Source organism: Fundicoccus culcitae, from assembly GCF_024661895.1.
In the GTDB taxonomy this organism is placed as follows: Bacteria; Bacillota; Bacilli; order Lactobacillales; family Aerococcaceae; genus Fundicoccus_A; species Fundicoccus_A culcitae.
This window is the reverse complement of the sequence record NZ_CP102453.1, coordinates 1,025,143-1,046,289: the sequence shown is the minus strand read 5'-3', so window position 1 is coordinate 1,046,289 and position 21,147 is coordinate 1,025,143. Positions and strand designations below refer to the sequence as shown.

17 protein-coding genes are annotated in these 21,147 nt (G+C 39.3%); all 17 read left to right on the top strand.

Annotation, left to right across the window (positions count from 1 at the left end; translation table 11 throughout):
- The 17 genes from NRE15_RS04905 to NRE15_RS04825 all read left to right on the top strand — a co-directional run bounded on the left by NRE15_RS04905 (nucleotide 1) and on the right by NRE15_RS04825 (nucleotide 21,096).
- Nucleotides 1–897 (top strand): carbohydrate ABC transporter permease, encoded by an 897-nt coding sequence (locus NRE15_RS04905; protein WP_313794486.1) that lies wholly within the window; start codon nucleotides 1–3, stop codon nucleotides 895–897.
- 15 nt (nucleotides 898–912) lie between these two features.
- A complete protein-coding gene (locus NRE15_RS04900) occupies nucleotides 913–1,788 on the top strand; it encodes a carbohydrate ABC transporter permease (protein WP_313794485.1) in 876 nt (291 codons plus the stop codon).
- A 13-nt stretch (nucleotides 1,789–1,801) separates the two neighbouring features.
- The gene (locus tag NRE15_RS04895) at nucleotides 1,802–3,835 is read left to right on the top strand and encodes a YIP1 family protein (RefSeq protein WP_313794484.1); all 2,034 of its coding nucleotides are present in this window, start codon (nucleotides 1,802–1,804) and stop codon (nucleotides 3,833–3,835) included.
- A complete protein-coding gene (locus NRE15_RS04890) occupies nucleotides 3,828–6,158 on the top strand; it encodes a DUF5696 domain-containing protein (protein ID WP_313794483.1) in 2,331 nt (776 codons plus the stop codon). Before NRE15_RS04895 ends, NRE15_RS04890 begins: the two co-directional genes overlap by 8 nt.
- The gene (locus NRE15_RS04885; RefSeq protein ID WP_313794482.1) at nucleotides 6,151–7,017 is read left to right on the top strand and encodes a carbohydrate ABC transporter permease; all 867 of its coding nucleotides are present in this window, start codon (nucleotides 6,151–6,153) and stop codon (nucleotides 7,015–7,017) included. Before NRE15_RS04890 ends, NRE15_RS04885 begins: the two co-directional genes overlap by 8 nt.
- An 11-nt stretch (nucleotides 7,018–7,028) precedes the next feature.
- The gene (locus NRE15_RS04880; RefSeq protein WP_313794481.1) at nucleotides 7,029–8,006 is read left to right on the top strand and encodes a carbohydrate ABC transporter permease; all 978 of its coding nucleotides are present in this window, start codon (nucleotides 7,029–7,031) and stop codon (nucleotides 8,004–8,006) included.
- Nucleotides 8,007–8,038: 32 nt separating this feature from the next.
- The gene (locus tag NRE15_RS04875; RefSeq protein WP_313794480.1) at nucleotides 8,039–9,259 is read left to right on the top strand and encodes a glucoamylase family protein; all 1,221 of its coding nucleotides are present in this window, start codon (nucleotides 8,039–8,041) and stop codon (nucleotides 9,257–9,259) included.
- Between the two features lie 65 nt (nucleotides 9,260–9,324).
- A complete protein-coding gene (locus NRE15_RS04870; RefSeq protein ID WP_313794479.1) occupies nucleotides 9,325–10,284 on the top strand; it encodes a LacI family DNA-binding transcriptional regulator in 960 nt (319 codons plus the stop codon).
- A gap of 2,072 nt (nucleotides 10,285–12,356) precedes the next feature.
- A complete protein-coding gene (phaZ, locus tag NRE15_RS04865; protein WP_313794478.1) occupies nucleotides 12,357–13,256 on the top strand; it encodes an intracellular short-chain-length polyhydroxyalkanoate depolymerase in 900 nt (299 codons plus the stop codon).
- Between the two features lies 1 nt (nucleotide 13,257).
- Nucleotides 13,258–14,283: a 3-oxoacyl-ACP synthase gene (locus NRE15_RS04860; RefSeq protein WP_313794477.1), complete on the top strand. Its 1,026-nt coding sequence runs from the start codon at nucleotides 13,258–13,260 to the stop codon at nucleotides 14,281–14,283.
- Nucleotides 14,276–15,157, top strand: coding sequence for a branched-chain amino acid ABC transporter permease (locus tag NRE15_RS04855; protein ID WP_313794476.1), 882 nt, complete (start codon nucleotides 14,276–14,278; stop codon nucleotides 15,155–15,157). The genes NRE15_RS04860 and NRE15_RS04855 overlap by 8 nt, the downstream gene beginning before the upstream one ends.
- Before the next feature lie 2 nt (nucleotides 15,158–15,159).
- Nucleotides 15,160–16,167 carry a branched-chain amino acid ABC transporter permease gene (locus NRE15_RS04850; RefSeq protein WP_313794475.1) on the top strand — a complete coding sequence of 336 codons (1,008 nt, stop codon included), beginning with the start codon at nucleotides 15,160–15,162 and terminating at the stop codon, nucleotides 16,165–16,167.
- Nucleotides 16,160–16,942 carry an ABC transporter ATP-binding protein gene (locus tag NRE15_RS04845; RefSeq protein ID WP_313794474.1) on the top strand — a complete coding sequence of 261 codons (783 nt, stop codon included), beginning with the start codon at nucleotides 16,160–16,162 and terminating at the stop codon, nucleotides 16,940–16,942. The genes NRE15_RS04850 and NRE15_RS04845 overlap by 8 nt, the downstream gene beginning before the upstream one ends.
- Nucleotides 16,942–17,667, top strand: coding sequence for an ABC transporter ATP-binding protein (locus NRE15_RS04840; protein ID WP_313794473.1), 726 nt, complete (start codon nucleotides 16,942–16,944; stop codon nucleotides 17,665–17,667). Before NRE15_RS04845 ends, NRE15_RS04840 begins: the two co-directional genes overlap by 1 nt.
- A 19-nt stretch (nucleotides 17,668–17,686) precedes the next feature.
- The gene (locus NRE15_RS04835; protein WP_313794472.1) at nucleotides 17,687–18,913 is read left to right on the top strand and encodes an ABC transporter substrate-binding protein; all 1,227 of its coding nucleotides are present in this window, start codon (nucleotides 17,687–17,689) and stop codon (nucleotides 18,911–18,913) included.
- A 64-nt stretch (nucleotides 18,914–18,977) separates the two neighbouring features.
- Nucleotides 18,978–20,297, top strand: a complete 1,320-nt coding sequence (locus NRE15_RS04830) for an acetyl-CoA hydrolase/transferase family protein (RefSeq protein WP_313794471.1) — start codon at nucleotides 18,978–18,980, stop codon at nucleotides 20,295–20,297.
- Complete coding sequence (locus tag NRE15_RS04825; RefSeq protein WP_313794470.1) at nucleotides 20,287–21,096, top strand: alpha/beta fold hydrolase; 810 nt, start codon at nucleotides 20,287–20,289, stop codon at nucleotides 21,094–21,096. The genes NRE15_RS04830 and NRE15_RS04825 overlap by 11 nt, the downstream gene beginning before the upstream one ends.
- Nucleotides 21,097–21,147: the final 51 nt, after the last annotated feature.

Below are 21,147 nucleotides of genomic sequence, written 5' to 3'. Positions count from 1 at the left end.
ATGGCAGCATCCGCTAGTACACGCAATCAAAGAACAGCTTGGGGCTTTCTTTTACCTTACCTCTTGCTATTTGCTATCTTTATTATTGTGCCCGTTTTAATTGCCATGCTCTTGTCCTTCTTTTACTTTGATGCGATTCAATTTCCAACATGGGCAGGCCTAAATAATTATATTACTTTACTGACCCAAGACGAAGTCTTTATGCAATATGTTTTACCGAATACCTTGCAGTTTGCCATCATCGTGGGACCAGGGGGTTATGTCATTTCCTTTATGGTCGCCTGGATGTTGGCCCAAATCCCTAAAGGGCCACGCAATCTTTTAGCATTAATCATGTACTCACCTTCGATGACAGCGGGGGTAGCGATGACGGTCTTGTGGACCATTATCTTTAGTGGGGATGCTTCAGGCTACCTAAATAGCTTATTGATGCGGTTTGATATCATTCAACAACCGATTCAGTTCTTACAATCACCGGATCATTTGATGAATATTATGATTATCGTGTCCTTGTGGTCAAGTATGGGGGTTGGCTTTTTAGCCATGTTATCCGGGATTTTGAACATTAATCCTGAATTGTATGAAGCAGCTTATATTGATGGCTTGAGTAATCGATTTCAAGAAATTGTCTACATTACTATACCTGCGATGCGTCCGCAAATGTTATTTGGAGCGGTGATGGCCGTGGTTAATGCCTTTCAATCGGGTTATATTGGTGTCGCTTTATCGGGATCCAACCCAACCCCACAATATGCAGGGCAATTAATGGTTAACCATATTGAAGATTATGGCTTTATCCGTTATGAGATGGGTTATGCAGCGGCTATTTCAGTCCTGCTATTACTACTTATTTATGGCTTTTCGCGTGTGGCTAATCGACTATTTGGACCGGATTAGAAAGGGGAGGTAAGCATGGCTTCATTTCAAGGAATGAAAATTAATCCAAAACGATTTCATCGTAGTCAACTAAAGTTTTATGCTGTATTAATTCCCTTAGCGATTTTTATGGGATTACCGATTGTATTTATCTTTAATCATGCCTTTAAACCGATTGATGAATTATTTGCCTTTCCACCAACATTTATCGTCCAAAATCCAACTTGGCAAAACTTCCGCAATCTATTTAGTAGTGCCAATTCAAATGCAACACCGATGCTGAGGTATCTTTTCAATAGTATTGTGGTTTGTTCAGTGGTGGTGGTTTTAACCATTATCGTAGGCACGATGGCAGGTTACGCCCTGTCTAAAAAAGAATTCCGTGGCAAGTATGTTATTTCTGAAATAAATACCTTAGCCTTAATGTTTGTGTCGACTGCTGTAGCCATACCGCGCTACTTAGTCATCGAAAACTTAGGCTTAATTAATACCTTTTGGGCACATATATTACCTGCTTTGGCGATGCCTGTTGGGCTATTCTTGATTAAACAATTTATTGATCAAATACCCGATGAAATCATTGAAGCAGCGGTTGTGGATGGGGCAACGGATTTAACGATTTATTTTCGAATCATCTTACCCATGATCAAACCCGCCATCGCTACCGTGGCTATCTTAGCTTTCCAAGCGACTTGGAATAATGTGGAAGTCAGTGATTTATATATTAATAATGAAGAATTAAAAACCTTTGCCTTTTATATGAGTACGTTGTCTTCACAACAAGGAAATACTGTGGCTGGACAAGGGATGAGTGCAGCGGCCGCTTTAATTATGTTTGTACCGAATTTAGTCATCTTTATCTTCATGCAAAAACAAGTGATGGATACGATGGCCCATTCTGGTATTAAGTAGGGGAGGACTTAACATGCAGAAAATTTCTCCTTGGTTGATGGTTCTAGTAGTGGCTATCACTGCTTTAGTTAATCCCCTAACCATTAATGCCCAATCAACATCACGGACCTATTCTTTATCAGCGGATAATCAGTTGATTCAAGTACAAGATGCCTATGCACCGGTGGATGTGATTACCAATGAAGCCTTACAATTGCCTGAAGATATGGTGATTGCGAATGATTTATTATATATCATTGATTCGCGGGCACGCCAAGTAATTATCTTAGAAAAAGATGGCACTTTAGTCAATCAGTTTGGTCAAGATGTCTTTATGACACCTACCGGTATTGCCCTCGACCAAGCCAGTAATATTTATGTTGCCGATGGGATTGCGCAACGGGTTTTCAAGTTTGATCCCCAAGGCAATCTGCTACAAGCATTTGAACGCCCGACCAGTCCCTTATTTGGTGCTAAAACACCTTTTAGTCCGGTTAAATTACACGTGGATGTTCGGGGTAATTTATATATTGTAGGGGAAGGGTCCACGAATGGCTTAATTCAGTTGAATGCAGCCGGAGAATTTCTAGGCTTCTTCGGAGCTAACTCGGTAGCGACGGGTTTAATCCAGACCTTAAGAGATATCTTCTTAACGGACACCATGAATGCACGGGTATTTAGTAACTTACCGCCCGCACCGACTAATGTGACCATGGATGCCGAAGGGGCTGTATATACCGTGACATCCGCTTTAACGAACGAAAGTATCAAGAAACTAAATATCGCTGGTGAAAACATGCTGGATAATTTGTACAATCCCGTAAATCCGATTGATGTGACCGTTGGTCCACAAAATCGCTTTTATGTGCTGACATCGGAGGGGATTATCAGTGAATTTACCCGTTACGGCGTGCTACTATTTAACTTTGGGAGTCAAGATACGACCACTCAACGGCTGGGGATATTTATTCGACCGACAGCGATTGAAGTCGATGACGATGGGATATTATATGTTTTAGATGCTGAAGGTGGTGTGATTCAACGGTTTTCGGCGACGGCCTTTGCGCGCGAAATTCATGCGGGCTTAGCCCTCTACGAAGATGGCCGTTATCAGGAGAGTGCTACTTATTGGCAAGAAGTGTTGAATTTGAATCCATCCTTTGTTTTTGCGCGGAATGGGATGGGGGATGCCCTTTTTACCGAACAACGCTTTGAAGAGGCACGTGACCATTATCAATTAGGCAAGGCCTATTACGGTTATTCGCAAGCTTATTGGGAAATTCGGAATGATTGGTTACAAAGCTATGCCTTTGTTGTGGTAGCGATTATTATCGCTTTCTTTGTTTTCCGTTGGTTGTATCGCCGCTTTGTCAAAAAACCGACAAAAGCAACGAAGCTTGAGGGAGCTTCATCCAATTATGACTTTCTTAATCCCGAACCGACGTCAAACCTTAAGATGGATCTGCGTTCTTTGCGAACGGTGTTGACCCGCCCGGTCGATGTCTTTTATGAGATTACCATCGGACGAATTGGCTCGATTCCAACGGCTATGCTTATTTACGGTTTACTGATAGCTATTTTTGTTCTCTACAACTATTTCACGGGTTTTCTTTTTAACCCCCAATTAACCGATTCGCTGAATATCCTCTTTATCATCATGCTTTTAATTTTTGCCGTGGGCCTCTTTATTTCCATGAATTATCTGGTCAGTACCATTACCGATGGTGAAGGGACAGTCAAACAGCTAATCATTGGAACGGCTTATGCCTTTAGTCCCTTCTTAATGGGTGGGATTCCGCTGATTATCATGTCTAATATCTTCACCTATAACGAAGCCTTTGTGTATGAATTATTCTTGCTGATTTTAGTTCTATATACTTTGTTTCTCTTGTTTATGATGATTAAGGAAATCCATAATTATACTTTTTGGGAAACCGTCCGAAATATCGTGGTGACACTTTTCCTAATTTTTGTTTTCTTAATTGTTGCATATGTAATCTATTTATTATTGATGCAAATATATGACTTCGTTGATTCTATTATCCGGGAGGTGAGTCTACGTGTTTAAAACCATTCAAATAAATATCTGTCGTTATCTGTTGGTGTTTGTGCTGCTCAGCCAGATAAGCGTGACAAGGGTTATGGGGCAAGAACAAAGTGAGTCCTTATCACAAGACGCATCAGACTTATCGATACCTACTATAGGAGACGAGAGTGAGACCGACATTGAAGCGATTTTAACGGAAGATGACATCGAAGAGAATGTCGATAGTGGCCTCATCGACACTGACGATGCCCGCATCACACAATACAATGGCAATTTAGACGGTTTTGACCGCATGGCTGAAAATGAGGCGTTTATCTTGTATGTTAATCCAGCAAGTTTAGCTATTAAAGTGGTCAATAAAGCCGATGACTATCTTTGGGCTTCTACATTAGATAATATGGAAGAAGAACGCTTGAATGCAACTTGGCAGGCTTTTGTAGCCTCAGCTGTAACAGCCGAAATCATTACAGCTAACAATCAAACGATGACTGAAAATATATTATCTGAGGGAACGACGATTGATTTACACACCTTAGACACCGGCTTCCAAGCGGATATTGTGTTCCCATCCGAACTGCGTTTACGCTTAATCGTTGAATTAAATGATCAAGGGATTTCCGTACGAGTGCCCGCTGGTAATATCGTCGAAAATGAAAATGCCCGTCTAGTGCAACTTACGGTTTATCCTTTCTTAGGGGCAACTAAAGAAGCGAGCGTTCCAGGTTATATTTTTGTTCCCGATGGCTCAGGCGCCTTGATTAATTATCAAAATGACAACTTAATGCGTTCGCCTTACTTGTCGCGTGTTTATGGTCAAGATGCGGGTATTAATGTTTTACAGTTGAGTCCCGAAATTAAATATCCAGAACGTGTCCGTATGCCCGTCTTTGGGGCGGTTCATGGACACGGACAACACGCTATGCTCGCTATCATTAACGATGGTGACAGCTATGCCCAAATTGAAGCCCAAGTGGCCGGTTTAGCCACTGACTTTAACTGGGTAACAAGTAATTTTCTTTATCGGCATACGTATCAACAACCCACGAATAGTAGTGGTTCACAAACGATAAATCGTTATACTAACGTCATGAATCGCTTTAATGTTGACCTTCACTATCACTTCTTAAGCGAAGAAGAGGCGTCATATGTCGGTATGGCCGTGGATTATCAACGATATTTAGTTGAAAAAGGGGTTTTGAGTCCTTTAGAAGACAGTGACTCGATGATGCGGTTGGAGTTTTTAGGAGGCGAAACGGAAGTCGGCTTAATTTTCGACGCATATATTTCAATGACGACGGTCGAGCAGCTAGATGCGATTTTACAAACGTATTTGGATGAAAAAATGACGAATTTAACGGTGGTTTATCGGGGGTGGAATCATGGCGGGATGTCACAAAACCTCCCTAATAAATTTCCTCTAGATAGCCAATTAGGTTCTGCTAATGACTTGGAAACTATTCAAGCCGACTTGGCGGAACACGACATAAAGATGTATTTTTACACCGATTATTTGTCAGCCAATACCGTGCCTAGTGGGGTTCGAGCGAACAACTATGCTCAGCAAGTCAATTCGCAAGATATTGAAGTCCTTAAAGGTAGTTCCCCAGTTCATTTAATGTTACCTAATGGGGCTTATGAATTAGCTATGCGTGACATCGCTCAGTTTGAAGCGAATCATATGGAGCACATAGCCGTCGATCAGCTAGGGCGTGAGTTGTTTGCTAGCTATAATTCAGGGGATGCGTTTACCCGCGAAGTTACTAAACGGCTTCATCAAGCCTTAGTGGCCGATTTAAGTCAAGGCATGGGTGAGAAATTAGCTTTTTATGATGCGAGTGCTTATGTTTGGGAGTGGGCTAGCAGTATTTATGATATTTCAATGACACATTCAAATTATACCTATTTTTCAGATGTCGTGCCCTTTATGCAAATTGTCCTGAAAGGTTATGTGAATTATTATGCGCCATTTGCCAATTTTTCGGCGGATCAAACGCAAAACTTATTGCGGAATATCGAATACGGGGCTTATCCTTCATTTATCTTGACCCAAGAGGATCCGATTCGCTTGGTTGAAACGCCTTCACGGGAATTGTATTCCACGCAAGCGGATGGCTGGTATGATATGGTGCAACACTATTATCAAGCTTACTTACCGGTTTATGAAGCAACGCAAACAGCATCTATTGTGAAGCGTGAATTATTGGCTAATGGGGTGGTTGAAGTCGGTTATTCTAATGGCACGACGATTATTGTCAATTATACGAATGAAGCCTACTTGTTAGGCGATATTGAAGTAGGAGCCAGCGATTATTTAATTATGGAAGGGGAGGAATCCATTGAATAAGAAACTTAATAGGCTAACAAATCTCAAAGGTTATTTGTTCATTTCACCCTGGATGATTGGTTTTGCTATCTTGACACTCTTTCCATTTGTCTATTCCATCTATTTAAGTTTTCATTCGGTACGGATTACTTCAACGGGTATCCAAACACAGCCCGTGCAATTTCAAAATTTTCAGCAAGCAATCACGGGTGACATTGAATTTATTAATCGGATGGTGAATTTCCTACGTGAGATATTCATCGCAGTCCCATTGATTGTTATTTTAGCGTTAATTATTGCTGTCTTTTTGAACCAACCCATTCGTTTTAAAGGCTTTTTTAGAACCTTGTATTTTTTACCGGTAATCATTTCTAGTGGCCCAGTTTTAGATAAATTAATTGGCTTAGGCATCACATCGATTCCTTTTGTAGATACCGATCCACTGTATATATTTCTAACTACCCAGATGGGAAGCTTTTTAGGCAGTGTGATAACTTACATTGTTAATAATATCATCATTTTATTGTGGTTTTCAGGTGTCCAAATTTTAATCTTTATTTCAGCCTTGCAAAAAGTTGATAAACAGGTTTACGAGGCAGCCGCGATTGATGGGGCTTCGGGCTGGGAAGCTTTTTGGAAGATTACGTTACCTAGTTTGTATCCCATGATTCTGGTTAATATTATCTACACAACCGTTATGTATTCCGTCTCAGGCTTAAATGAAGTTATCGATCATATTCAAGCCAATATGTTTCAAATTGAGACCGGCTTTGGTTATTCATCGGCCTTATCTTGGCTGTACTTTTTAATGATTATTATGATTCTCTTGGTATTTGTTGGTATATTGTGGTTCTTTAGTCGTAGAAGTAGTACTAGATAGGGGGATGGATGATGGCTTCAATCGAAACAAAGCACCGTTTTAATGTTTCACGTCCTAAAAATAAAAGCGGTCAATCGCGTTTAAATAAATTTCTCTTTGGTAATAATCAAAGGGTAGGTTTCTTACGTAAATTTTTTACGTATGTCTTATTAATCGCCATTGGTTTCTGTTTTATTTTGCCCTTACTCTATATGGTTTCGATGAGTTTTAAAAATATGGGGGATTTAATTAATAGTTCAGTGAATTGGCTTCCTACTGAATGGTATACGGAAAATTTCCGACGTGCGTATGAGGTCTTAGATTATGCAAGGACTTTAGGTCAAACGATTATTGTAGCGGTTCTGCCTTCCATGGCACAAACAGCGGTAGCAGCTCTTGTGGGCTATGGCTTTGGTCGTTATCGTTTCCCTGGGCATAAAATTTTATTAGGCTTAGTTTTAGCGACCTTTTTGGTGCCTTCACAAGTAACGGTGATTCCTACCTATATTTTGTTTAATCGCTTAGGGATTTTAGGTAGTATACTAGCCTATATTATTCCAGCTGGTTTAGGGCAGGGGATTAATAGTGCGATATTTATTTTGATTTTTTATCAAAATTTCCGCAATATTCCGACGTCTTTAATTGAGGCTGCTCGTTTGGATGGCGCCAATGAGTTTACTATATTTACACGGGTAGCCATTCCGATGGCAACTTCGGCATTTATTATATCGTTTCTGTTTTCACTCGTTTGGTATTGGAATGAAACGTACTTGGCTTCAATTTATTTTGGGGATTCATTGACGACCTTGCAGTTAGAATTGCAGCGGTTTGTATCCTCTTATAATAGTATGTTCCCGGCAGGTCAAAATGTGGACGGTCTGGGTGGCATCAATGAAGCCATTGAGTTAGCAGCTACTTTATTATCGATATTACCCTTATTAGTGATTTATTTTATCGCGCAACGCTGGTTTGTGGATAGTGTTGATAAATCGGGTATTACCGGCGAGTAGCAGAGGTATTTATTTGGATAAAGGAGAAGGTTATGACGAAAACAGTCGAAGAGATACTGCAATTAGAGGCTAGGGCTAGCTTTGATTATTTATGGAAGGAAGCCAATAGTGATCCTGATAGTCCAGGATACGGTTTGGTGCGTGATGGTAGCGGCAAGAAAAATCGGCAGATGGCGAGTATTGCGGCGGTGGGGTTTGCTTTGAGCGGGATTCCGATTGCCGTTGAACGCGGTTGGATTAGCAAAGCGGAGGGCTTGGAGCGTGCCGAAGGAACTTTGGCAACTTTTTTGAATCACGCAGAACATTATCAAGGGTTCTTTTATCATTTTCTAAATATTGACACCGCTGAAAAAAATCAACCGTTTTATGACTGTCCATCGATTATTGATACGTCATTGTTTTTAAATGGCGGAATTGTGGTGGCTACTTTTTTTGGTGGAAAATGCGCGGAATATTTTGATCAAATTTATCAGCGGATTGATTGGACGGTTTACTATGATGAACCCGCTAATATGTTTTATATGGGCATTCAAGAAGATAAAGGTGGCTTTGGACATTGGGGGAATTACGCGGAACAATTGATGACCTATATTTTGGGTGTCGCTTCGCCAACGCATCCAGTGCCGGTCGAAATTTATGATGGTTTTGACCGTTTGCAGGCTGAATATGGTGAGTATCAGTTTATTTCGGCGGTCAATAATCCGTTATTTACCCATCAGTTTTCCCATGCTTGGTTTAATTTTCAGGGTGTATTAGATAAAAATGGGGTTGACTGGTTTGACAATTCCGTCCAAGCTAGCTTGGCACAATACCAGTATGCGGTGGATAATCCCAATGGCTTTAAAACCTATTCAGATGTTTCCTGGGGTTGGACAGCGTGTGATGGACCGAATGGCTACCGGGCTTATGGTGCGCCGCCGTATGTAACGGGGCATGAAATTGAGTTCTTTAATGATGGAACGATTGCTCCATGTGCAGCGATTGGTTCGTTAGTGTTTACGCCTGAAGAAAGCAAAAAAGCCGTTGAATATTTTTATCATGACGTCCCTGGTCTGTGGGGGACATATGGTTTCTTAGATGCCTATAATTGGGAGCAAGATGAACTATGGATGGCTAGTCGGGATATTGGGATTGACAAAGGCATTTCGCTATTGATGATTGAAAATTATCATACAGGCTTAGTTTGGGACTTATATATGCAACACCCAATCGTGCAACGAGGCGCAGAATTATTAGGTTTCGTGAAAAAATAAGTATATTTGTAGGTGAATAACTGCTATAATTTAATGTACAGAAAGATTAGAGGAGAGACGATTGTATGGTAAATATTAAAGACATAGCGAAAGCTGCTGGTGTTTCAATCTCAACTGTTTCCTATGCCTTGAATGGAGTCGATAAAGTCAATGAGAAGACGCGTCAACGCATCATCAAAATTGCCGATGACATAAACTATATCCCCAATCGAGCTGCTCGTACCTTAAAAACAAAGGCAACGGATGTAATTGCCATCTATTTGGCTGACTTTGGAGGCAATTTTTATGGTCGTCTACTCGATGCATTGAAAATTTCCTTAGAAAAATACCATTATGAAATGATTGTATGTACAGGAATCAAATCGCATCGCTTTCTTCCCGAGCAAATGGTGGATGCGGCCGTTATTTTAGATTGGAAATTTACAACCGAAGATATTTTGAAATACACCCATATGGGACGCAAATTTGTCGTTTTAGACCGTGAGATTGATTCCGACTTGGTTGGACAAATTTTGGTTGATAACTATCATGGCGTTGAACTAGTATTATCGCGCTTAACGGAAACTAAAACCGACAAAGTGTTCATTATTAGTGGTCCTAAAAATTCATTTGATAATGAGCAACGCCTGTCGCATAGTGTGGAATGGCTCGAGTCGCATGCGATTGATTATGAGGTGCTCGAAGGTAAGTTCACCGAATTATCAGGTTACTTTGCAGCCAAACAGTTAGTGAAGGCTTATCAGGGCCAACCCTTGAAAGTCATCTCCTTAAACGATGAAATGGCCGTTGGTGTCTATCGCTATCTTTTGAATACAGATTTAACCATCGGCAAAGACATTCTGATCGCTGGTTTTGATAACTCTGAAATGGGTCAAGTAGTCACACCCCGCTTGACAAGCGTCGGCTACGAAATTGATCAATGGAGCGACATGATTGCCACCATGCTCAACGCCATGCTCAACGACCAAGCCGCCGAAAAACTCTGGCTCCCTGTCCACCTAACCGAAGGCGGCTCTTTAGGCTAAATAAATATCACTGCCACCCACCCCTTAAGTAAGTCGTGCCACAAGCACCCTTTACTTGAGGGGTTTTTGTTTGTTTTTACAAAAAATACTGTGTGAGTTCGTTCCACTTAGTCGGTTATGTGGAATATTCTGAGTGAGTTCGTTCCACTTAGTTGGTTAAGTGGGATATTCTCACTGAATTCGTTCCACTTAGTCAGCAAATGTGACTAGTGACCGTCGACCGTCAACCTAAGATTGGTCCATCAAATAAGGATAATTTTAATTGGTGGCGAGGAGGAATAAGAGCTTCGCCATCAAATTTGATTGGTGGCGAGGAGGAATAAGGACTTCGCCATCAAATTTAATTGGTGGCGAGGAGATATATGAGCTTCGCCATCTAATTTAATTGGTGGCGAAGAGGAATAAGGACTTCGCCATCAAATTGAGAATATGCTGTTTAACGCGATGCTGTATCCATAATCAACCTGTTCCTACATAAGCGGGAAGTGAGCGAACGTTAAATAAAGCTAATCGGTCACCCAATACCTAATTTCATGACCGAATAGCCTAATTTGTCGTTTATTAAAGGTCACACATTTCCTGTTTAGTTTCACGCACACAACAACTGCCCGAATATGTGTGCGCCTACGTAAATGAGAAATGACGGTTCTTCGCTTCTCACTTACTTCCTACACTGTAAGTGGGAGGTGACAGACCGTCCCATTGTCACTCAGATTTCTCCCCATGACAATAAACGTAAGCGGGAAGTGAAAGACCGTCAAATTAACAAGTCGCTTTTTTTATTCCATCCGCCACTCAGGCTTCCCTCTGGCGGTTTGTAAAGGCCAACCGCCACTCAGGCTTCCCTCTGGCCATCCGCCTCTCAGACTTCTCTCTGGCGGTTGGGAGGTAAGCGGGAAGTGAGCGAGCTTTAAATAAAGCTAATCAGTCACCAAATACCTAAATTCATGACCGAATAGCCTAATTTGTCGTTTATTTAATGATCACACATTCCCACTTAGTTTCACGCTCACAACAACTGCTCCAATATGTGTGCGCCCACGAAAGTGAGAAATGACGGTTCTTCACTTCCCACTTACAATAAACCCTCTCATTGTCACTCAGATTTTCCCTCATGACATTAAACCGCCTCATTGTCACTCAGATTTTCTCCCATGACAATAAACCCTCTCATTGTCACTCAGATTTTCTCCCATGACAATAAGCCGTCTCATTGTCACTCAGATTTTCTCTCATGACATTAAACCGCCTCATTGTCACTCAGATTTTCTCCCATGACAATAAACCGTCCCATTGTCACTCAGATTTTTCTACATGACAATAAACCCGTCAATTAAAGATAACCCGTCAAATGGAAGAAGATAAGTTCTTCAACTTAGGTTTACTTTGGTTTTTGACAAGGGGTTATATTAACCCCGCCGCAATATTTAATTGCTGGAGAAGTGATACACTAACTCAACCAACAATAAACAATATTTTATCTTCCACAATACTGTAGTTTAAATCACCCGGTCCTTCGTAAGTGAGAAATGACAGTTCTTCACTTCCTACTTACCTACACTTCCTACATACCACATAGCGAACTGACTGATAGGCCATTAGCTACTTCAATCGACCTAATCGCTTAAGTGGAAAGTATCAGTTCCGATTTAAAGACTGATCTATTTTATTATCCTTTCCAATTGGATTCGAAATAAGGAAAAACGCCTTCAAAAAAGACGAATAAAAAAATAATTTTTTGAAAAACGCTATCAAAAAAAGGAAGGAAAATCATTGTGTAAATTTCACAAGCCATAAAATTTATTAATCATCAATTTAAATCGTTTACAGGAAAAAATTGAGAATACATGGAGTAGACGCAAACGTTAGCACGAATTAATAAAAATGGATTGAGAACGAATTCACAAATAATAAAAATAAAATTTGGGTAATTTGGATTTTATTGAAAAAAGAAAATAGGAGGAAAAACTATTTTTATGGAAGCGCTTGAAATGTTGTCAGAATGTGTTATTATTTAGGTGTAATAACGTTCACGTGAATTGATGCTCAGTTATAGAAAAGGAGTGGTTATTATGATAAATTTGGAAGTCAATATAATCGGATTAGAAAATGGTGAGAAAATAACTTATAGACAATTGAATGAAGGAACTGGCTTGCCAACCTTGTTACTTATTCATGGGAATATGAGTTCGTCGATTCATTTTCAAACATTAATGGAGCGTTTATCATCCAATTATCATTTAGTAGCGTTAGATTTACCAGGGTTTGGTGATAGTAGTTATAATCGTGAACATAGTAGTCTATTGGAGTTTGCAGAAGACGTACTTGAACTTGTCGATGCGATGAACTTAGAGACATTTGATGTATTAGGATGGTCAACGGGTGGAGGGATTGCTTTAGAATTGGCATACTTGATACCTGAGCGCGTGAAAAAAGTCTATCTATTAAGTTCGGTAGGTCCAAAAGGATATCCTATGTTTAAGAAAGATAGCCAATTTCAACCGATCCTTACAGAGCGTTTAACAACAAAAGAGGAGATAGCGCAAGATCCAGTTCAAGTTTTACCTGTATTGAAGTTGTATGAAGATAATGATACAGAAGCTATGAGAACGATTTGGAATTACAGTATTTACACTCAGACGCAGCCAGAAGAGGATGAATATAATCAGTATTTGACTGAAATTTTGAAACAAAGAAATCTGGTAGATATTGATTACAGTTTAGTTCATTTCAATATTACGGATGAATCCAATGGGGTGGCTGAAGGGTCTGGACACGTTCATGGGATTAAAGCAGAGGTATTTATTATTCATGGTGAAAAGGATTTGGTTGTCCCTGTGAGTGAGGCAGAGTTAATGAAAACCGTGTTTGGGGATCAAGCAACGCTTCATGTTTTTGAAGGGGCAGGACATGCGATTGTCCAAGATGATATGGATGGTTTAGTAAAGTTATTAATTGATGGAGGAAGATAGAATGGCACATGTTGGATTAATTGGGATTGGTGTCTATTTACCCGAAAATACCGTTTCAAACGTTGAAATTTCGGAACGTACAGGCGGAGTTTGGTCACCTGAAGCGGTTAAAGAAAAATTAGGAATCAATCAAAAATACGAAGCGACTCAAAAAGAGGGTACGCAAATTATGGGTGCTTGGGCAGCTCAAAAAGCGATTGAAGATGCTGGGATTTCAGCGGATGATATTGATGTTATTTTGTGTATTAGTGATGAGTGGAAAGAGCATCCATTAACTACGTCTGCAATGGTCGTCCAAGATTATATTGGAGCGAATAACGCCTGGGGGATTGATGTTCAAAATCGATGCTCAACAACTATTTCGGCAATGAAAATGGCGAAAGATATGATTTTAGGTAGTGATGATATTGAAACCGTCTTAATTGCTGGTGGATATCGTAATGGTGATTTAATTGATTATACGGAAAAAGATTCGTCCATGTTCTTTGACTTAAGTGCAGGTGGCGGCGCTTTTATTCTGCAAAAAAATGCTGGGAAAAATGTTTTATTAGGCTCTAAAATTATTAGTGATGGTTCTGTTGCCCATTATGCCGGTGTTGAAATTGGTGGTATTAATCAGCCTGCCACTAAAGATAATGTCGAAGAAGCTTATCATTCATTGAAATTAATGAATGCGCCTGAACTAAAGGCAATGTTGAATACGAAATCAATGGACAATTGGATGCTATGTATTGATGAAGCATTAGCAAAGAGTGACTTAACTCGTGATGATATTGATTACTTAAATATCTTACATATTAAACGTTCAGGTCATTTAGATATGTTGAATCGCTTGAACTTGACCGAAGATCAAAGTGTCTACTTGGAAGACTATGGTCATGTTGGGCAAATCGATCAAATGATTTCAATGCAATTAGGTTTAGAGCAAGGTAAGATTCAAGATGGCTCCGTTGTTTGTACCATTGCTGCTGGAATTGGTTATGCTTGGGCAGCTAATGTCATTAAATGGGGGCCGTATCATGAGTGATTTAGTAGGTGTTGTTTTAAGGAGTATTGAGTACGGAAGTATGTATGCTCTGGCTGCATTAGGGATTATTTTAGTTTATCGAACCTCCTATGCGACAAACTTTGCGCAAGCCACGATTGGGATGTTTTCAACTTATACGGTTGCTAAACTTATCCATGATCGTGGAATGGGACTAGTGCCTGCCTTATTAGTAGGGATCATTACAGCGGTGATTATTGGGGTTTTAATCGACGTGTTAATTATGCGTCGTGCTAGTAGTGCGAACCCGATTGGGAAACAAATTATTACGTTAGGTATTTCGTCGATATTATTAGGTTTAGCGCCGATGATTTTTGGGGTATATAACTTAAATATGCCGCGTTTTATCCCTCAAGGATCAATGACGATTCTAGGTGCTTCAATTTCATATAATGCTTTATTTAATATCTTTTTAGCTGCGGCTATTATGCTTGGATTATTTGCTATTATTCAAAAGACAAAATTAGGTTTAGCGATTCGTACAACGGCTTCAAATGAAAAAGTAGCCCGTATGATGGGGGTACCTAGTAAAAATATTACCATGTTATCTTGGGCTGTGGCTGGTGTTTTATCTTTGATGAGTGGAGTTATGACAGCGCCTTATTCAAGTGTGTCGCTCGTATTTATGAATGATATTCAAATTACTGCCTTTCTTGCGACGGTTTTAGGTGGATTTAATACGTTTTATGGTGCGGTCATTGCTTCCTATTTAATTTCAATTGCTTTGAATCTTTATCAAGTGTATATGCCGCTTGGAACGGTTTGGGGTAAGCCGGTTATTTATGCTTTGTTATTGTTAGTTATGTATTTTAAACCTTATGGTTTATTTGGCAAAAAACGTGTGAAGAAGGTGTAATGATGAATAGTATTTTATCAAAAGATAGACGTAAGTATTTTGAATATATTATTTTAGGCCTTCTCTTTATGCTTGTTCCAACATTGAATGATATGGGTATTTTGCGGGCAGGACATGTAACGATTATTGGAACGACCTTAATTTATACAATTGCTGCTTTAGGCTTGAATATTTTACTTGGTTATGGTGGTTTGCTGTCGCTGGGTACGGCTGGTTTTATGGGGTTAGCTGCTTATACATCCGCTTATATTACTGAGAATTTAGGGTTGACGTTTGAAGTCGCTTTAATTGTGGCAGTGGCTGTGCCGACCTTATTAGGTGTTTTGGTAGGGGTTCTATCTTTGAAATTCGAAGGTATTTATTTAGGGATTGCGACCTTGGTGGTTTCAGAGATATTTCGTGAGATCTTTTTAAATGTCCCTGAATTTACGAATGCAACGTCGGGTGCTTTAGCTGGCTTTCCACAGTTTTTAATTGGGGATCAATTGACGCGTCGGGGCATGTATTATTTTATCGTTATTGTCATGATTATTATGTTTATTATTATGTATAACGTGACGAAAGGCCATATTGGTCGTGCTTTAAATGCGATGCGTGGGTCAGAATCTTCAGCTCAAGCGATGGGTGTTAACTTATTTAAATATCGTTTAATTGCCTTTGGTTTAGCAACGATGTTTGCTTCGGTGGCAGGGGTTCTATACGTTCATTATATTGGAATTTCTTATCCAACGACTTGGACCTTGAACTTGTCCCTCGATATCTTGGCAATTATTGTTATTGGCGGATTCCGCTCTATTAGAGGAACGCTAGTTGGTGCTTTTATTATTTATGGTTTAACCGAAATCGTCTTAAAACCTATCCCAATATTTGCGTCGATGTCACCGGTTATTAAAGGTGTACTGATTATTTTGTTTGTCCTTTACTATCCAAATGGGATTGCGCATTTAAAATATGATGTTAGAAATTGGTATAACCGCATCACTAAGAAAGAGGTGGCAGAGAATGAGTAATGCTATCTTATCAGTTAATAATTTGTCCATTTCTTTTGGGGGACTCAAAGCGGTTGATGATTTAACTTTTGAAATTAATGAAGGTGAAATTTATGGTTTAATTGGACCGAATGGGGCTGGCAAGACGACGGTTTTTAACTGTATTACGCAGTTTTATAAACCCGATTCAGGTGAAGCGATATTTAGAAATGGTTCAGAAACCATAAATTTAATGGACTTAAAAGTGCACGATGTTATTAAATATGGTATTGTGCGTACTTTTCAAAATGTGGAAGTAGTTCGCGAATTAACGATTTTGGAGAATGTCTTGATTGGAGCGCATAAGGAATATAAATCTAATCTGCTGCAACAAATTTTTCCAACCAAAAAAGTGCTTCAAGAAGAAGCTGATAATATCGAAAAAGCGGAAGGTATTCTTGATCAATTTGGTCTATTACATTTGAAAGATTCACCAGTTGGTTCGCAGTCATACGGTATTCGTAAAAAAGTCGAGTTTGCTCGTGCCTTAATGAGTAATCCGAAATTAATTATTTTAGATGAACCGGCAGCTGGTTTAAACGACCGTGAAACAGAAGAGTTTGCCCAGTTGATTGTCGATATTAGAAAGCAATATGATTTAACTATTTTGCTTATTGAACATGATATGGGACTGGTTATGGGTATTTGTGATCGTATTTGTGCCATTAACTTTGGCCGTTTATTAACGATTGGATCACCTAAAGATATTCAAAATAATGAAGAAGTTCAATCAGCATATTTGGGGGTAGATAGTTAATGGGACAAGATGCATTATTACGGATTGAAGATCTTGAAGTCAGCTATGGACCCATTCGAGCTGTTAAAGGAATTTCGATGGAAGTTAAAGAAGGGACCATTGTGGCTTTAATCGGTGCTAATGGTGCCGGTAAAACAAGTTTGTTAAGCACCATTTCAGGGGTTACACCGTCGTCTAAGGGGAAGATTTATTTTGATGGCACTGACATCACTAAATTAGCTCCTGAAAAAATAACGCGTTTAGGTATCAGCCAGTCACCTGAGGGAAGACAGATTTTTCCTGATTTGACTGTTAAAGAAAATTTACTCATTGGGGGGTATGTTATAAAGAGTAAAGATGTTGTCAACGAAAATCTAGAGAAAGTCTTTTCCTTTTTCCCTAGATTGGAGGAGCGCTTAAGTCAACCGGCCGTTACTTTGTCAGGTGGAGAACAACAGATGTTAGCGATTGGTAGAGCCTTAATGAATAATCCTAAGTTATTGCTACTTGATGAGCCGTCACTAGGATTGGCACCAATCATTGTTAAGAATATTTTAGAAATCATTAGTGATATTGCTAAGCAAGGGACAACCGTTTTAATTGTAGAGCAAAATGCGGTTCAAACATTGAAAATTGCTGATTATGCTTATGTTTTAGAAGTTGGTCGAATTAGTAATGAAGGTACTAGTGACGTTTTATTAAATGATAGTACTTTGATTGAATCCTATTTAGGAAAAACAAAATAAAATTTGGAGGAATTTCTTAATGAAAAAATTTAAAAAAATTCAACTTGTTGTTGCAACAGCGGCTTTAACTCTTAGTTCAGTTTTAGGTGCGACGGTATCAGTTAGTGCTAATCAAGGTTTTGACGATACATCCATTAAAGTAGGTAACTCAGCTGCGATTTCTGGCGCTTACGCACCAGTTGGGGATCCATTTAATAATGGTATTATGGCTTATTTCGATATGGTGAACACTGAAGGTGGCGTTGATGGACGTGAAATTCAATTCGTTCACATTGATGATGAGTTTGATCCGGCTAAAGGTAAAGCAGCTTTACAAACATTAGTTGAAGATGAAGAAATTTTTGCTCTAGTGGGTCACTTCGGTACACCAGTTGTCGCTGCAACCATTAATGATATTAAAGCTTATGGTATCCCTGCAGTTTACTTTGCAACAGGTATTGGACAATTGTATGCTAACCCTGCTGAAGGTGCAGACCGTGTTATTATGCCAGTCCAACCTATCTACATCACTGAAGGTGAAATGATGGTTTCGCGTGCTGTCGGTAACTTTGATGCAACTAAAATCGGTATTATTTATACAACAGATGATGCTGGTAACGATATGTTAGCTGGAGCAACTCAAAAAGCGGAAGAATTAGGTATTGAATTAGTGGCTGAACAAGTTGCAGCAGGTGCAACTGACGTGAGTGCGGCTGTCACATCTGTTTTACAAGAAGATGTAGACTTTATTATTGGTGCAGCTATTCAACAAACATTCCCAACCATCGTTAAAGCTTTAGCGGCTCAAGGTAACACATCCGATGTTATCACAACTTATGTAAACGTGGATGCTTCAATTGCTTCGCAAGTATGGGGCGATATCGAAGGCAACTTTGAAGTTTACGGAAATGGTTGGGTTGATTTAACCAGTGAAGAAGCACAAACAAACTTAGCCTTAATGAACGAATGGATTGTCGATGATTATGATAACAACGTTTATGCTATGACTGGTTGGATTGCGGCTCACTTCTTCACTGAAGGTTTAAGACGTATGGAAGGCCAAGAATTAACTTGGGATGGTTACATCGATGCAATGGAATCTGAACCAGTTAAAAATCCATTTGGTGGTGTGATTGACTTCTCTAACGGCCAACGTTTAGGAACACAAGAAATGAACTTATCACGTATTTCTGGTGAAACAACTTGGGAAGAAATCGAACCATTACGTTCATCAGCTGATATCCTAAGTGGTGTTAGCGCAGAATAATACCAATAACTATCGGTGCAACAGCCGATGCTATTACTTAGTCGAAAGAGGAAGGACGATAGAATTGACCGAAATTAATTATATTACAGTTCAAGAAGGACTGGATAAGATTAAGGACGGTATGCATGTGGTAACAGGCTTGGGCTGCTCAGAAGCCCAAGCTATGTTAACACAGATTCATACCATTAGTGATCGTATTAATCAAATTAGAATATCAAATTGTTTGTCGATGGTAGATTATGAGTTTATGCATGAAGAATACTCAGGGAAATTTCTGCTAGCCTCATGGTTTTATTCACGTGGCATCCAAGGGATGCATGATCGCGGTGATGCGACGTTTATACCAAACAACTTACATTTGGCGGGAGAACATTTTTTAGCAACCAATACGCCTGATATTTATATTGGAGCATGTTCATCCATTGATAAACATGGTTATGTATCTTTATCAACCGGTAATACTTACGAACGTAAGATGATGGATGCAGCTGATATTGTTATCTTAGAAACGAATCCGAACTACCCACGTACATTTGGTGATGTTCAAGTGCACTATTCAGAAGTTGATTTCTTTATTCAAGCCGATCATAAAGTTCCTGAATTACCTGTGGTTGAACCAAAAGAAAAAGATGAAATTATTGGAAAATATATTGCCGATTTTATTAATGATGGAGATTGTATTCAATTAGGTATTGGTGGCATTCCTAATGCTGTAGCCAAATCCTTATATGGTAAAAAAGATTTAGGGGTACATACGGAAATGTTAACAGCTGAGGTGGCTAAATTAGCTAAAGCCGGGGTTATTACTGGAAAAAACAAACAATCAGAAAAAGGTAAGATTGTCACAACATTTATTATGGGAGATCAAGAACTGTACGACTTTGTGGATGATAACCCAGCTGTTATGGTTTTAGATGGCAATTATGTTAACAATCCTTATAATATTGCTAAAAATGATAATCAAGTGTCCATTAATACCACACTCGAAGTGGATTTAACGGGTCAATGTGCGTCAGAATCGATTGGTTCGCGTCAATTCAGTGGTACAGGGGGTCAAGTAGACACCGTTCGTGGCGCTAACTATTCTAAAGGTGGACGTTCGTTTATCGCTTTATACTCCACTTACATGAAGAAAGATCCGGTTACGGGTGAACGGGTTGAAACAAGTAAAATTGTCTCACAACTAACACCAGGTGCTGCTGTCACCTTGCAACGTAACGATGTGGATTATTTAGTGACGGAATATGGTGTTGCGCATTTAAAAGGGAAAAACAGTTTTGAACGGATAAAATCCATAATAAATATCGCTCATCCAAAATTTAGAGATGAATTATTACAACAAGCGATTGACATTGGTCTAATCGGTGAACATCATGCTGTTTAATTTCCGTGGGCAGGATATTTATTATGAGGTTCATGGTGAAGGGACACCGCTTTTGGTGCTTAATGGTCTCATGATGACAACGAATAGTTGGACCTTTATGGTGGAGACTTTAAGTGAACGGTATCAATTGATTTTAGTGGATATGTTAGATCAAGGTCAATCTGCAGCGGCTACTGACGATTACACGCAAGCCGATCAAGTTGAATTAATTAAAGCCTTTTTAGATTTTCTGACGTTGGAAACCGTCAATATCATGGGCATCTCTTATGGTAGTGAAGTAGCTATTCAATTTACGGTAAAATATGGTAGCTATGTAAACAAATTATTTTTATCAAATGCTTGTCCGAATACGAATGATTGGTTAAAAGATATTGGACGTTCATGGATTGAAGCGATGCAAAGTCCGTTAAACTTCTATTTATCAACCATTCCGATTATTTATTCACCTGCGTTTTATAATAATAATCAAGCTTGGTTTAAGAAACGTCAAGAATTGTTACTAGGAGTATTTAGTCAACCGGGCTATTTAGAGCGAATGAAACGCTTGATTACGAGTGCTGAATCCTATGATAGTCGGAGTGAGTTACACAAAATCACTCAACCTACTTATATACTGGGAGCTAGTCATGATTTGATTACCCCGCTTGATCAACAAAGAGAACTCTATGAAGCCATCGAAAATGCACAGTTTTCAGTGATTCAATCGTGTGGACATGCCTCAATGTATGAAAAACCTCAGGAATTTTTAGGGGCTCTCATTGGTTTTCTTGAGACACCAGCGCCATTATCAATCGTATAATTAGGTTTGTTTCCATGACCAGAATTACCTATAATAGAAGTAAAATAAATT

Coding starts and splice junctions, on each gene's coding strand:
- NRE15_RS04825 (WP_313794470.1), top strand. CDS start 20,287: ATGCTGTTTAATTTCCGTGGGCAGGATATTTATTATGAGGTTCATGGT.
- NRE15_RS04895 (WP_313794484.1), top strand. CDS start 1,802: ATGCAGAAAATTTCTCCTTGGTTGATGGTTCTAGTAGTGGCTATCACT.
- NRE15_RS04905 (WP_313794486.1), top strand. CDS start 1: ATGGCAGCATCCGCTAGTACACGCAATCAAAGAACAGCTTGGGGCTTT.
- phaZ (WP_313794478.1), top strand. CDS start 12,357: ATGATAAATTTGGAAGTCAATATAATCGGATTAGAAAATGGTGAGAAA.
- NRE15_RS04835 (WP_313794472.1), top strand. CDS start 17,687: ATGAAAAAATTTAAAAAAATTCAACTTGTTGTTGCAACAGCGGCTTTA.
- NRE15_RS04845 (WP_313794474.1), top strand. CDS start 16,160: ATGAGTAATGCTATCTTATCAGTTAATAATTTGTCCATTTCTTTTGGG.
- NRE15_RS04850 (WP_313794475.1), top strand. CDS start 15,160: ATGAATAGTATTTTATCAAAAGATAGACGTAAGTATTTTGAATATATT.
- NRE15_RS04875 (WP_313794480.1), top strand. CDS start 8,039: ATGACGAAAACAGTCGAAGAGATACTGCAATTAGAGGCTAGGGCTAGC.
- NRE15_RS04870 (WP_313794479.1), top strand. CDS start 9,325: ATGGTAAATATTAAAGACATAGCGAAAGCTGCTGGTGTTTCAATCTCA.
- NRE15_RS04900 (WP_313794485.1), top strand. CDS start 913: ATGGCTTCATTTCAAGGAATGAAAATTAATCCAAAACGATTTCATCGT.
- NRE15_RS04880 (WP_313794481.1), top strand. CDS start 7,029: ATGGCTTCAATCGAAACAAAGCACCGTTTTAATGTTTCACGTCCTAAA.
- NRE15_RS04840 (WP_313794473.1), top strand. CDS start 16,942: ATGGGACAAGATGCATTATTACGGATTGAAGATCTTGAAGTCAGCTAT.
- NRE15_RS04855 (WP_313794476.1), top strand. CDS start 14,276: ATGAGTGATTTAGTAGGTGTTGTTTTAAGGAGTATTGAGTACGGAAGT.
- NRE15_RS04860 (WP_313794477.1), top strand. CDS start 13,258: ATGGCACATGTTGGATTAATTGGGATTGGTGTCTATTTACCCGAAAAT.